The organism is Bacillus sp. PK6-16, from assembly GCF_056530295.1.
Genome location: NZ_CP096511.1, coordinates 3332486 through 3345508 on the forward strand (window position 1 = coordinate 3332486; position 13023 = coordinate 3345508).

At 34.6% G+C, this 13023-nt stretch carries 16 protein-coding genes; 2 read left to right on the forward strand and 14 right to left on the reverse strand.

Translation table 11 applies throughout. From position 1 onward, the window contains the following. Positions 1–12: 12 nt before the first annotated feature. The 4 genes from M1D66_RS17005 to cls all read right to left on the reverse strand — a co-directional run bounded on the left by M1D66_RS17005 (position 13) and on the right by cls (position 2817). Complete coding sequence (locus tag M1D66_RS17005) at positions 13–636, reverse strand: NAD(P)-dependent oxidoreductase (RefSeq protein WP_000861648.1); 624 nt, start codon at positions 634–636, stop codon at positions 13–15. 101 nt (positions 637–737) lie between these two features. Further along, positions 738–917: a hypothetical protein gene (locus tag M1D66_RS17010; RefSeq protein ID WP_001045960.1), complete on the reverse strand. Its 180-nt coding sequence runs from the start codon at positions 915–917 to the stop codon at positions 738–740. A 225-nt stretch (positions 918–1142) separates the two neighbouring features. Further along, positions 1143–1601 carry a spore coat protein gene (locus M1D66_RS17015; protein ID WP_000340527.1) on the reverse strand — a complete coding sequence of 153 codons (459 nt, stop codon included), beginning with the start codon at positions 1599–1601 and terminating at the stop codon, positions 1143–1145. 31 nt (positions 1602–1632) lie between these two features. Next, a complete protein-coding gene (cls, locus tag M1D66_RS17020) occupies positions 1633–2817 on the reverse strand; it encodes a cardiolipin synthase (RefSeq protein WP_041183980.1) in 1185 nt (394 codons plus the stop codon). A gap of 160 nt (positions 2818–2977) precedes the next feature. On the opposite strand from cls, the gene M1D66_RS17025 reads away from it, so the two are divergent. Next, complete coding sequence (locus M1D66_RS17025) at positions 2978–3064, forward strand: YjcZ family sporulation protein (protein WP_000505094.1); 87 nt, start codon at positions 2978–2980, stop codon at positions 3062–3064. A 126-nt stretch (positions 3065–3190) separates the two neighbouring features. Here M1D66_RS17025 and M1D66_RS17030 read toward each other — a convergent pair whose 3' ends face one another. From M1D66_RS17030 to cotH, 8 genes are all read right to left on the reverse strand, one after another. Continuing rightward, positions 3191–3697 carry an acyl-CoA thioesterase gene (locus M1D66_RS17030; RefSeq protein ID WP_000141164.1) on the reverse strand — a complete coding sequence of 169 codons (507 nt, stop codon included), beginning with the start codon at positions 3695–3697 and terminating at the stop codon, positions 3191–3193. Between the two features lie 119 nt (positions 3698–3816). Further along, a complete protein-coding gene (locus M1D66_RS17035; RefSeq protein ID WP_000488043.1) occupies positions 3817–4686 on the reverse strand; it encodes a TIGR03943 family putative permease subunit in 870 nt (289 codons plus the stop codon). Positions 4687–4689: 3 nt separating this feature from the next. Continuing rightward, the gene (locus M1D66_RS17040) at positions 4690–5586 is read right to left on the reverse strand and encodes a permease (protein WP_000418716.1); all 897 of its coding nucleotides are present in this window, start codon (positions 5584–5586) and stop codon (positions 4690–4692) included. A 198-nt stretch (positions 5587–5784) separates the two neighbouring features. Next, complete coding sequence (locus M1D66_RS17045) at positions 5785–6726, reverse strand: magnesium transporter CorA family protein (protein ID WP_000932389.1); 942 nt, start codon at positions 6724–6726, stop codon at positions 5785–5787. Positions 6727–7058: 332 nt separating this feature from the next. Continuing rightward, on the reverse strand, positions 7059–8438 hold the full coding sequence (locus M1D66_RS17050; RefSeq protein ID WP_000678845.1) for a putative polysaccharide biosynthesis protein: 1380 nt from the start codon (positions 8436–8438) through the stop codon (positions 7059–7061). 97 nt (positions 8439–8535) lie between these two features. Continuing rightward, positions 8536–9138, reverse strand: coding sequence for an undecaprenyl phosphate transporter UptA (gene uptA, locus M1D66_RS17055; RefSeq protein ID WP_000880691.1), 603 nt, complete (start codon positions 9136–9138; stop codon positions 8536–8538). Positions 9139–9242: 104 nt separating this feature from the next. Further along, positions 9243–9860 carry an NUDIX hydrolase N-terminal domain-containing protein gene (locus tag M1D66_RS17060; protein ID WP_000153583.1) on the reverse strand — a complete coding sequence of 206 codons (618 nt, stop codon included), beginning with the start codon at positions 9858–9860 and terminating at the stop codon, positions 9243–9245. A gap of 104 nt (positions 9861–9964) precedes the next feature. Then, positions 9965–11041 (reverse strand): spore coat protein CotH, encoded by a 1077-nt coding sequence (gene cotH, locus M1D66_RS17065; RefSeq protein ID WP_000938001.1) that lies wholly within the window; start codon positions 11039–11041, stop codon positions 9965–9967. 181 nt (positions 11042–11222) lie between these two features. On the opposite strand from cotH, the gene exsB reads away from it, so the two are divergent. Continuing rightward, positions 11223–11801, forward strand: coding sequence for an exosporium protein ExsB (gene exsB, locus M1D66_RS17070; RefSeq protein ID WP_000817498.1), 579 nt, complete (start codon positions 11223–11225; stop codon positions 11799–11801). Between the two features lie 45 nt (positions 11802–11846). Here the strand turns inward: exsB and M1D66_RS17075 are convergent, their stop codons facing one another. Beyond that, complete coding sequence (locus tag M1D66_RS17075) at positions 11847–12458, reverse strand: phosphoserine phosphatase 1 (protein WP_000858832.1); 612 nt, start codon at positions 12456–12458, stop codon at positions 11847–11849. Between the two features lie 13 nt (positions 12459–12471). Continuing rightward, positions 12472–13017: a short-chain dehydrogenase gene (locus M1D66_RS17080; RefSeq protein ID WP_000543106.1), complete on the reverse strand. Its 546-nt coding sequence runs from the start codon at positions 13015–13017 to the stop codon at positions 12472–12474. Positions 13018–13023 lie beyond the last annotated feature (6 nt).

Below are 13023 nucleotides of genomic sequence, written 5' to 3' on the forward strand. Positions count from 1 at the left end.
CGGGATGGTTTTTTAATATGCAATACCTACTCGACTATTTTCATATATATTTTTCTTACATAGATCCCATGCAAAGTGTGCTGTATCACCCACTGTAATTTTTGATCCACCCTCTGGCAATATATCTTTTTCAGTTCGATATACCTCTGTCGCCTCACCATCTATTAAATGTGTCGGACAAACAACTGTCCAACATAAATTATTACTATTACTTAGTACCTTATATGCAGCCAAATGATCTTCCGCTGCCGTTGTCGTTTTCCTTTTTGATTCCGTTGATTGAAAACGATATAAATTTAGATCTGTTCTTGCTTGTAAAATACCAGCTGTTCCTATTGTTATGATCCTACGAACCCCATTTTCTTCCATTTTCTTTATAATTTGTGGCATACTCTTCGCTAATGTTCCATTTTGATCCGTTCCAAGTGCACTAATTACTATATCACTTCCTTCTATCGCTTTCTTTATATCATTTTCGTTCAATACATTCCCTTCTATCACTCTTAACCTTTCATGTTGTATTTCTATTCTATTTAAATCACGCGCTAATGCAGTCACTTCAGCTGAATCCTTTAATGCTAAATTAATTATGTTTGAACCTACTCGTCCTGTTGCTCCCAATATACATACTTTCATTTGTTTTCCCCCTCTTTCATTCTCTTTCTATTTTTCAATAATCTCAGTCAATTTACAACAAAAAAACTTCCTCATATATAAGAGGAAGCTTTATTATTACGTTATTTCTTTTCTTTAGAATCAGTAGACTTCTCGGTTCCGCTTGTTTCTTTATCCTTTTTGTCCTCTTGTTGTGTTGTTGTGTCGTCTTCTTTCTTCTTGTCCTCACCTTTACTACAACCTACCATTAATAAAGAACTTGCAAGTGCCATAGCAGTTAATGATTTAACCCATTTGTTCATTTGCGTTTCCTCCTTGTGATAGAATATGTACAACCTCATATTACTCTCTATTTTTAAAGGAGAGATTGAAAAACAGTAAATATACGGTAAATTTTTGTAAATTTTCCGATAACAAAACCTAATTTTAATTTATATATTTCATTTCCAATCGATACACAATAAAACTAGTTTTTTCTCTCAATAGACGTAAAAAAACTAAGGCGCATACCATTTCGCCTTAGTTTCTCATGCAAACTTTTCATTTTCATATAGATGTGTAATCTTATATTCCTTCTTCATAACATATTGCCACACACTATAAGCGTAACGGTTCATTTTCAGGAAACAATTTTCCAAAAATGAGCGAAACTCTGGGTTAGCAACTTCCACTGCAACTTGAGCAAACTTTAAAGCTAATCGTTTCAAATGCGCAATATAACTGGTTGCAATATGAATATCCCCTGTATATTTACTAACTGTTTCCTTTCCCATTTCATGCAAATCAAACTCCATTGTTTCACAGGTTATATGCTGCACATTCTCTCCTTCTTGAAAATTTACTTGTTCATTATATGCTTGTAACATATATGGTAAATGGTGCTGTAATAGATTTTTTAATTCTTCGTCTCTGACCTTTCCAGCATACTCTCCAACCTTGTATATTAGCATATAACTATATTTCATTAATTCTTTCATACAGTCCATTAAAGCGCCTCCCTTCTCTTTTGTCCATATACTATAAATATGATGCTAAAACATTCGCTATTCTCGCTAAAAACCAATCCCATCTACTAATTTTCTCAAAATCTTCTTCAGAAAATCGTTTTGATTTATGAAAGTCTACCTGTAATCGACTCCATACGTCATCAACAACTGTTTTATCATATATGATACAGTTAGACTCACAATTTAAATAAAAACTTCTATTATCAAAATTCGCTGTCCCAATATCAACAATTTCTCCATCAATAATTGTTACTTTCCCATGAAAAAATCCATTTCGATATTGATAAATCTCCGCTCCAGCATGTAACATATCTTTCAAATATGGATAGGCAGCTTGTTTTAACAATATGGCATCACTTTTAAATGGCACGAGAATTTTCACATTAACACCACGATTTAATGCAGCTTTTAACTCTTTCACCATTTCTTTACTTGGTACAAAATATGGTGTAGCGATAATTAAAGACTTTTTAGCCTTTTTTAAAAGTGCCCCATACTTTTCCCATAAGCCTTTTCCATTTGAAAATAAATATTGATATTTCACATTCCCTAATGTAGGTATACTTTCATGTATAGGCATTTTTTCTCCTGTATCTTCTTTCCAATCTTCGGCGAACTTTCTTTCCATATCCGCTGCACCCTCACCATGGATGCGCACGTGATAATCACGCCATGGCCCAAACTTTGGATTTTGTCCAAGGTACTCCTTTCCGATATTAAAACCACCGACGTATGATACCTTTCCATCTATCGTAACAATACGTCTATGATTCCGTTGATGCAAAGAATAGAACACATTTTTCAGTTTCGGTTTTTTACTAAATGTAAACTTCACACCGTTTTCCTTTAATCGGCTAATTACCTTTTTCTTCAGCTTATATCCACCTATCCGATCGACTGACAATTTCACTTCTACTCCGCTAGATGCTTTTTTCTCTAATAACTGTAAAAACTCTTGGCTTATTTCATCTTTTCCTACAATATAAAAATGGATATATATATACTTTTCTGCATCGTTTATATCCTCAAATAATTTTCTATATAACTCTTCACCGTTCGTATATAATTGAAATTCACCTAATCGAACTTGTCCTAATTCATATTCACTAGCCATTTCCTTCCCCATTTCCACATCGATGTTCATCCAAATGAATACACCTATTAAACAAAGGATTATAGCGAAAAAGTGCTTCATGGATAAATTCCTTTCTCCACTTACTGTTATTTCTATATCTTCCCTTTTTTATTACATTATCATTCAAGAAAATATGTCATTGCATGATATATGTCCATATCAAACAATAGCTCATTTGCATATTGTATGTTGTATCTTAAAATAAAAGGAGGAAATAACAATGGGCTTCGCACATGGTAATGGATTTGCGCTATTAGTCGTATTATTTATCCTCTTAATCATCGTCGGTGCTGCTTGCTTCTGCTAAGTAGCTACTGTCATATGATATGTGGATGAAAAAACTATAAAAGCGGACACCTATTTTTAGGTGTCCGCTTTTCATTTTAAAACCATTTCCGACTGCTATAGTAACTTAAATGGCTAAATATTCATCTCAAAAGGTTAACAATGTGGCTACTTTCTTACTCTCTGCCTTACGTATATGACGCTGTTCTGCACGTAACACAGCAATACGATGTAATTCTTTCTCTTCTTCTGTTTCAGGGATAACACGCGGTACTGGAACTGGATTATTTTCCTTACTAAGTGCCACAAAAGTAACGAATGACGTTGCCGCTATACGCTTCTCACCTGAAATTAAATCTTCAGCTACTACCTTCACAAACACTTCCATCGAAGTTCTTCCCGTCCAAATTACGAAAGATTCATAACTAACACAATCTGAAGAACGAACAGGATGTAAGAAATCGACCCAGTCCATAGATGCTGTGACACATTCCTTTCTCGAATGTCTGGATGCTGAAATAGAAGCAACCATATCCATCTCCGCTAATATCTTCCCACCAAATAGCGTGTTATGATCATTTAAATCTGTTGGGAATACTCGGCTCGTTTTGAACACCCTTGACTCATTGGCTGTTTTCCCCTTTACTTCTGTCATTGTTATCACCCCTTTAATGATTTATCCCTAATATTTCAATAATCACTATACTAAATGAACTACACGTTTAATATTAACAACATTCAGAACTTTTAGTCCACAAAAAAGAACCGATTTTATCAATCGGCTCCTCTAAATACATATTGTTCTTTCGGCTGTTCAACTTTATTCCATTTTGTTACTTCTAATACAGGAATATTCGCATGAAACGGCTGATAAAACTCAGTAGTTATCTCTCCTTCTACTTGAATCCAGTCATCATTATTCCACTCTACGCCTTCTGGCTTTTTCACTAACATACCATACACACCAGAATCTGCTACGCAATGTATAATACCGAAACGGAATAAGAAGTATTGTTCTTTTTTAGAAGAATCATCCCTAAAAACAAACCCTTTAAAAGATAATTTTTTCCCAGTAAACTCGCCAGGATAATTATAAATTGTTTCCATACCCTTTAGGAAGTCTTCATCTTTCAAATTAATATTGTCTTTCGTAACAAACTCTTTCTTCCCTTTTTCCATTACACCACGGTATCCTTCTTTCCCGTAATAAATGCTCGTATCAGGTCTTAGAAATTGTCTTGTCATAAATGGATCCTTACTTTCTGCTTGTGCAACAGGAAAGTGAAATCCTTTCGCTTTAACAATATCCGAATCTAACGTCGCAATTGGGAAAAATAACCCTGAGATAATTGGAAAACAAAACAAGGAGTACGAAAATGCTTTTTTCCACCATGTATTCTCATCTTTTGAATGATCATGCCCGCAATGGCTATGGTCACAACTGCAATCATTTTTCTCTTTTTCCTTTTGGTGCTCTTTTTGGAAAACGACGATAATTTGTATAATGGTTAAGAAACCTAAAATAATTGCTGCTGTTGTTGATAAATAGGCATACTTCATATTGATATACTTCGTAATGTTACCGGAAATATGAAGCTGCGCAATTAATATTGTAAAACCTAATAATATATATGCTCGAAACATAACCTACCACCCCATCGCATAAATGAGTAGTGAGCTTGCATAAACAACAAGAGTAACTGTAACTATAACAACAATTACAAATTTAGTTTTAAATGTCGCAAGCATCATAAACATATTTTTAATATCCACCATCGGTCCGTAAACGAGGAACGCGACAAGTGAAGCTGTTGAAAACGTACTTTGGAACGAAGAAGCGATAAATGCATCTGCCTCTGAACAAAGTGATAATATATAAGCAAGTCCCATCATAACAGCTGATGAAGAAAACGGACCTTGTCCAATAGCAAGAAGTGTTGAAGTTTGTACAAACGTTTGTACCGCTGCTGCAATTAACGCACCTAGTACTAAATATTTTCCCATTGAGAAGAATTCCTCAACAGCGTGTGTACATACATCCCACATTTTTTTACGCAGTGGACGCTTATTATTCACTTCTGGGAAGTGATCATCTCTTAATTGATGTTCTTTAAACATAAAGGATAATATAATTCCAACGATAATGGCTACGATAATCGCTACAATAGAACGATACCATACCATGTGCATACTACTCCCAAAGGCAACATAAGTAGCAAATAATACAACTGGATTAATAATAGGTCCAGTTAACATAAATGCAATCCCTGCGTATGGTGGAACGCCTTTTCCAATTAATCGTCTTACAATCGGAACAATTCCACATTCACAACCTGGAAACAACATACCTAAAAAAGTAGCTAATAAAACAGACAGAAATCGGTTCTTCGGCATCCATTTTGCCACCATATCTTCTGTCACGAACATTTGAATGAATCCTGAAATAAATACACCAATGAGCACGAAAGGAAGTGCTTCGATCAATATGGAGATAAAAATTGTATTCATTTGCAGGAATGCTTTCGGTAATTGAAACAATTCCATGATGTATTTCCTCCAACTTTTCATTAACAATATGTAATTTTAACCCCATTTCATTAATTGAACAAGGTTTATATGGCATACATACCCTTTATATACATTACATTGTACAAGTTATATTCTATTCAAAATTTGAGATTTCATAGCAAAAAAGCTGCTCTAGCGTAGTTATATAACTATGCTAGAGCAGCTTTCTTATCGTTAAAAGTAACGTTTCTTCCAAAAAACAAAAGCTAACGTGAAAGATAGTGTTACACATATGATGAGTACAATTACAAAACCGTGGGCTTCCCCTTCAAACGGAACCTTTACGTTCATTCCAAAGAAACTAGAAACCATCGTCGGTAAAGATAAAATGATCGTAATTGACGTTAACAGTTTCATAACACTATTTAAATTATTTGATATAACGGAGCTAAAAGTATTCATCATTCCACTTAAAATGTGACTATATATTTCCGCCATTTCAATAGCCTGTTTATTTTCAATTAATACATCTTCTAATAAATCTTGATCGTCTTCATACATTTTTAAAAATGTACTATTACGCATTAACTTTTGAATTACAATTTTATTAGCCTTTAATGACGTTGTAAAGTATACTAAACTTTTCTCAAGGCCTAACAATGTGAAAATCTCTTTATTTTTCATTGACTGATTTAATTGATGCTCTAAATCAATTGTTTTTCGATTTATTTGCTTTAAGTATCTTAAATAATAAGTAGAAATCGTATATAAGAGCTGAAGTGCAAAGCGCGTCTTCTTAAACGTATAAAATTCTTTAATACGTTGATTAATAAAACGTTCAAAAATTGGATTCTCTTCTAAGCAGATTGTAACAAAACAATCCGGCATCACAATCATACCTATTGGAATCGTGTCATAAATCGAATTTCCTTCTTCATCATGTCTAACTGTCGGAATATCCACGATAATTAAAGTATTATTGTCTTCCTTTTCAATACGAGAGCGTTCTTCATCATCCAAAGGGTCTTTAATGAAATCTAAGTCTACATTTAAAGTTTGTACTAGATATTGAATTTCTTCTTCTGTTGGATGAAGTACATTAATCCAGCACCCCTTTTGCATTTCCTCAATCTCTTGTAGTTTTCCGTTTCGGTCTGTTAAATATATATTTAACATACTATCACCCCGATTCTTTTTACATGTAGGAATCTACCTCTCTTAAATCACAGTTTTTAAACCGCCATTCTCAGCATATGAAACATACGTTTAAATTTCAATAGAAAAATTATTTTGAAAACGTTTTTATAAGAAAAATATTATAAAGTGAAACTTTAATCAATGGGGGGCTTCATCCTCACTAATTATTAGCCCTTACAAATCGGGCTTTTACGGGTTATCCGCCCCCAACCAAACTTCTTTTCTTTCGCTGAATTGTGCGGTGAGGGTCTCACTGCCCGTTAAAGCGGGATAAACATAGAAAAAGACAGAGTGCTCTCTGCCTTAAAAGCTTATGTTGCCTTTATAACATATTTAGAAAGCATCCACAAGTTAAACCCGACTGAAATCGTATAGCCCGCGTATGTTGAAATGATAAAACTTACATAATCGAAATACGGAAGCAATACAATATTTAAAACTATCTTCACAATAATTCCAATCACTAGTCCTAGCACCGTCTTCTGCTGTTGATTGATTCCTTGTAGCATAGCAGCCGTTACTGTAAAAAGAGAAAATAGTATGCAAGCAGGAGCATAATACTGTAAAATGATTCTCCCCATCTCTGGATCATTTCCAGCACCGAATAAAAGAGTATATACAGGTTTGGCTAACACCATCATTCCAATTGCCGCCGGTACCGTAATTGCTACTACTAATACATTTGTTCTCGTAAAATGTTTGTACAATAGCTTCGTATTTCCTGCTGTGTAAGCTTTCGTCATCTCTGGTACGAGAGACATACTAAAAGCTGTCGCAACGGATACCGGGATAAGCACAACCATTTGAACAAGACCAATTATCGCATTAATTTTTTCCGCTTCTCCTTGCATATACCCTATTTGTATAAGTAGTTTATTAATTGTAAATGTATCAATCGTCTGATACAACGGAATTGCTAAGCCCACCACAACAAAAGGAATAGAATATGTAAAGAGCTCCTTATACAATGAGAAAAAAGATTTCGTTGTTTGTGGTATACTTTCCATCTCTTTTTTCTTTAAGTGCCTTCTCCTTCTTATATAATACGCACTTAAAACAGTTAATCCACCTACAGCTCCCATAAATGCACCGAACGTTGAAATACCAACCGCTAGCGAAACAGAAGCTTTTAAAACATATAAAACGACAAAGCTTCCTATTAAAATGGTTAAAACCCGAAAAAATTGCTCTACAACTACACTTAATGCAGAAGGCCCCATCGATTGGAATCCTTGAAAGAAGCCCCTTAATAAACTCATTACTGGCACAAGTATTAACGCAAAACTTACAATTCGAATATTAGTAGTAACCGCTCCTACACTATTCCCCGTTTGATCATTCCCATCGATGACAAGTTTAGCTAAATGCGGAGCTAGCATATATAACGTAAAACACGAAATGACTCCCATTATAAACATAAACACGATTCCACTTTTCAACACTCTCTTAACCGTATGATAATCATTCAGTTGATCATATTTTGATACCATCTTTGAAACAGCTAGCGGTAATCCCATTGTTGCTATACTGAGCATGATGGTATAAGGACGATATGCATATGTGTATAGAACGTAACCACTCGTACCGACCATCGCTGTAAATGGTATAACATATATAAACCCTAACATTTTTGATATCATCGTTGCCATCGTTAAAAATATCGTTCCACGTATAAACGGTGACCCTTTCATCACATTCCTCCGCTACGCTTTATTATTACACATTATGGACAACTCCTTTTCTTTAGAACCGAAACAAACAAAAAAAGCCAATGAAAAATCATTGACTTTAACGCGCTGCTTTTTTCTTTTTGAAATATTTTAAACCAAAGTATAGAGCAATAAAAAGAACAGCTCCTATAATTATGTAATGTGTGTAATCAGATGCATACTCTTTAATTTGTCGCCAATTCCCACCAAGTTTTTCACCTAAGTATATAAATAGAATTGACCATGGAATGATCGCTACAACCGTATAAAGTGTAAATAGTTTTAATGGCATCTTAGCTAGTCCTGCTGGAATAGAGATCGCATGACGTACTACTGGGATAAAGCGCGCAGAAAATATTACGCCTGCTCCATAACGCTTAAACCAACCTTCCGCTATGTCTAAATGATGTTTATTAATAAGTAGATATTTCCCATATTTCTCTACAACCGGACGCCCTCCGTAGTATCCAAGCCAGTATAAAAAGATTTGCGCTAAAGTACCACCAATCGTTCCGGCGATAACTGCACCCACAAAACTAATTTTACCATTCGCTACTAAAAAGCCAGCATACGAAAGTACAATTTCACTCGGGATTACTTCAATCATTAAAGCAAGAGCTACTCCAAAGTAACCTAAGCTTGCAAAAAATTGCAATAACTGATCTATTATGTTTGCTAACATGTTCTTTTTTATCTCCTTTTTTCTTCACATACCATCCCATTATTACATAAAGGCTGCAATCTGCCAATATCTTCATTTTAACAATATGTACAATTCAAGCAGGATTAATCTATTAATTTCTCTTTCTGCGGGTCCTTCATGTAGGCAAACATCTCTTTAATTTGGTCTTCTGTATTTCTAGCAATTGATAAATTAGGCAATTCATTTTCACCAAAAAACTCCACCTCTTCTGTTTCAATACTAGTTTTCTTTTCTCCACCAATAATCTCGCATCCAATGAAAATCTTATATACATGCGTCGCCGATGGAGAGGGTTGATGTTTTTCTTTATCAAATATAGCTAGTAACTTAAAATGATCTACCTCATAACCAGTCTCTTCGAAAACCTCTTTTGCTGCAACTTCGGTTGGCGTATAACCGACATCAGCCCATCCACCTGGCAATGCCCATTTCCCATCGCTTTTTTCTTTCACAAATAATAACTTTTCATTTTGAAAAACAACCGCTCTTATATCAACTTTAGGTGTTTGATAGCCTGTCTCACGTGCAAATAATTTCTCTACGACTTCCCAATCTGTTTTCGTGTAATGTGACATCATTGAAATAGAAATATCTCGTAATTGCTGGAAACGCTCAATATCATACACATCCTTAGAATACGTTAAACCCGCTTGAGCTATAGATTGTATTTGTTTTACCCAATCAATCCATTTAATCGTCATATATCCGCATCCCCATTCTCTATCAAATATATTACTTCATTTTTATCGATACATCTTTATTATACAAAAAAAAGAGATTGATAACGTTTCAATCTCTTTCAAAATTAATCTAATTCATGTAAGTGGTCTTGTATATACTTTCTTCTTTTATTTATATATTCATAAATCATATCAGCCTCTTGATCAAATGTTTCTAATTTTTCTTTCATGTATGGATCTTGTAGTAAATATGGGCGAATCAATTCACACAACCCTTCTACTTTCGGCCTCATAAACGAAACTGTGAATTGATTTTCTAATATTTCTTCCAAAATACTTCGATACTGCTTTCTAAATACAGGTATGTCTAGCAATCTTGCACTTAACGTATTATACCCTTGAATGCGAATATATTCATGATTAAGTGGTCTCCCTTGTACATCTCGCCCCCAAGTCGCATCATAATCCCACGGTATAACTTCAAATAAATTTGTTTCATCGTTATGATATAGTGCATAGTTATGAACGAAACCATCAAAGTTTTGCGTAAAAATAACTCCTGCTAACCATCGTAAATATTTATCTACATGTAGAAACTTCCCAATTTCTTTTTCATAGGCTTCCCTCGTCAAAGTATTCGCTTGAAATACAAATTCACTCAGTTGTTCTTCACTATTTTTATTCGAATATTTAAATTCATAACCCGCAAAGAGCTCTGTCTTAACATCTTTATCTCGTTCACTCATTAATGAAAAATTCGCATCATCATCTATCGCATAATAAATAGAACCACTCGGTAATCCTCTATTTTTCAAAAAATTTTCATCAACCGATTCTAACTGTAAATACACACCTTGAATTTGACCATTAATTTTTATAAATACATGTTGTGATTTTGGCGAAAGTACACCAATATCATGAAAAAAATCTAAAGATAATTTATTTCGTATGAGAGACGGATCCATAAACTCCGAATTCAAATGAAACTCTTTCGCACCTTGAAATTTTTTAGGCTTATAAAACATAACATGATAAGACTTTTTCTCAAATTCGCGAATATGAGCTCCTCGGTATACGATATCAATATCATACTTCTTTTTTCCATAAGTTAATTTTGCTGGCACTGGACTATCTGACCAAATGTCCTTTTTCAATTCCACTAAGTACATTGGATGAACAAAAAAATCATATGAAGGCAGCATGTTTTCTCATCCCTTCTCAGTTCTCTTCATTCAATGTATGCGCCTTGTCTTGTCCATACATCCGCAATCATCTATTTATATAAAATTACACTCTTGTCCTGTTCAGAAAGATGCCTACATACATATCATGTTAAGGAAAAAGAATACCTTTTCACTTTAATACATGATAAGGAGGATTTCTATGAAACGTGATATTAGAAAAGCTGTTGAAGAAATCAAAAGTGCTGGGATGGAGGATTTCTTACACCAAGATCCAAGTACTTTTGAATGCGATGATGATAAATTCACTCATCATCATTGTACAACTGGATGTAAATGTACAACTGGGGGTAAATGTCCAAGAACAAGATGTACTCGCGTGAAACATTGTACGTTCGTTACAAAATGTACGCACGTAAAAAAATGGACATTTGTTACGAAATGCACACGTGTACGTGTTCAAAAATGGACGTTCGTTACGAAAGTAACGCGTAGAAAAGAATGCGTATTAGTTACAAAACGTACTCGCAGAAAACATTGTACATTCATTACAAAATGCATACGCTTTGAAAAGAAATTTTTCTGGACAAAACGAAGTTTCTGTAAAAAATGCGAATTCTTCCCTAACAGACACGGTCACTCTTGCGATGATTCATGTGATCATGGTAAAGACTGTCACGATAGCGGACACAAATGGAATGATTGCAAAGGCGGACATAAATTCCCATCTTGCAAAAATAAGAAATTCGATCACTTCTGGTATAAAAAACGTAACTGCTAGTTTTTATACCACCCAAAAAAGGCCGTTTTGCGGCCTTTTTTACATTTATTGAAAGTGACTTATATCTGCAAATTGTTTCACTTTACCAATACCCTCTTCAAATTCTATTATGCTCAAACTGGCACTATGCATAAATGGATCATCCCACACATTTTCTATTTCAATTCCCGCGAAATGCCCTACAAGTAATTTTGCTGCTGCCGCATGAGAAACAATCAATATGTTTTGTCCTTTATGCTTCTCTAAAAGAAGCTGCATCCCTTCAATTACTCTTTCATAAACGGCCTCAAAATTTTCGCCTGATGTTGACTGAAAAAGATGTGGCTCATTCCAAAACAGATGCACTTCTTCTGGAAATTGGTTTTCTATATCCGCGATTGTTTGTCCTTCCCATATACCCATGTTGATTTCATAGAAATGCTCATCCGCTATAATGGGTATATCACGTTCCCCCTTTATTAACTCTGCCGTATGAAGTGTTCTTTCGCTCGGACTACTATAGATCGCATGGATTGGTAAATCTTTCATTCGATTCCCTAATTGTTTCGCCTGAACTATACCATTTTCAGTTAAAGCAGAATTTTTCCGTCCCTGCATTCGCTTCGCTACATTCCACTCTGTTTCACCATGCCTTGTTACATATATAGTTGTTTTCATTTCTTACTCCCCCTCACCATGTTGGTCGTAATTCCCACGGTTCAACTCTCCCTACAATCCACTCCGCTCGTTTACTTTCAATCCCTTTTATAACTCCATCAGCTATCTCTTCATGAGTAAGCCATCTTCCATATGTATCTTCTAAAATAAAACCTAAAATAATTCTATGATAAATACATCGCGTACTCCCTATTTTTTGTGCAGGCATACGTGATGCTTTACTACCTAAAATATGAAATAAACTATATGTTTTAGACGACAAATCTAGTTCTTTACAAATATTTGATAGTACATGCTTTGCACTTGTGTGTACCCATGCAACAACTAATGTGATTGGGCCATTTTTCTCAATTGTACTTTTAATAGCTAGCTTTACATCTTCATCATTATGATAATCTAACGAAAGGCATGTAATATTTTCTGGTGCAGAACTCATTCGCTTAACATTTTCTAATTTCACTTCATCTCGCCCGATAATAGAAACATAAAATCCTTTCTCACAAAACCACATAGAAACTTTCTTTAGCATTCCTGTTCCACCAATTACAAGTGCATGCAAATGCTA

Bases quoted from the DNA above. Each gene is read 5' to 3' on its own strand.
- M1D66_RS17025 (WP_000505094.1), top strand. From the start codon at position 2,978: ATGGGCTTCGCACATGGTAATGGATTTGCGCTATTAGTCGTATTATTT.
- uptA (WP_000880691.1), bottom strand. From the start codon at position 9,138: ATGTTAGCAAACATAATAGATCAGTTATTGCAATTTTTTGCAAGCTTA.
- M1D66_RS17005 (WP_000861648.1), bottom strand. From the start codon at position 636: ATGAAAGTATGTATATTGGGAGCAACAGGACGAGTAGGTTCAAACATA.
- cotH (WP_000938001.1), bottom strand. From the start codon at position 11,041: ATGCTGCCTTCATATGATTTTTTTGTTCATCCAATGTACTTAGTGGAA.
- M1D66_RS17030 (WP_000141164.1), bottom strand. From the start codon at position 3,697: ATGACAGAAGTAAAGGGGAAAACAGCCAATGAGTCAAGGGTGTTCAAA.
- M1D66_RS17035 (WP_000488043.1), bottom strand. From the start codon at position 4,686: ATGTTTCGAGCATATATATTATTAGGTTTTACAATATTAATTGCGCAG.
- M1D66_RS17045 (WP_000932389.1), bottom strand. From the start codon at position 6,726: ATGTTAAATATATATTTAACAGACCGAAACGGAAAACTACAAGAGATT.
- M1D66_RS17050 (WP_000678845.1), bottom strand. From the start codon at position 8,438: ATGAAAGGGTCACCGTTTATACGTGGAACGATATTTTTAACGATGGCA.
- M1D66_RS17040 (WP_000418716.1), bottom strand. From the start codon at position 5,586: ATGGAATTGTTTCAATTACCGAAAGCATTCCTGCAAATGAATACAATT.
- M1D66_RS17010 (WP_001045960.1), bottom strand. From the start codon at position 917: ATGAACAAATGGGTTAAATCATTAACTGCTATGGCACTTGCAAGTTCT.
- exsB (WP_000817498.1), top strand. From the start codon at position 11,223: ATGAAACGTGATATTAGAAAAGCTGTTGAAGAAATCAAAAGTGCTGGG.
- M1D66_RS17075 (WP_000858832.1), bottom strand. From the start codon at position 12,458: ATGAAAACAACTATATATGTAACAAGGCATGGTGAAACAGAGTGGAAT.
- M1D66_RS17060 (WP_000153583.1), bottom strand. From the start codon at position 9,860: ATGACGATTAAATGGATTGATTGGGTAAAACAAATACAATCTATAGCT.
- M1D66_RS17015 (WP_000340527.1), bottom strand. From the start codon at position 1,601: ATGGACTGTATGAAAGAATTAATGAAATATAGTTATATGCTAATATAC.
- cls (WP_041183980.1), bottom strand. From the start codon at position 2,817: ATGAAGCACTTTTTCGCTATAATCCTTTGTTTAATAGGTGTATTCATT.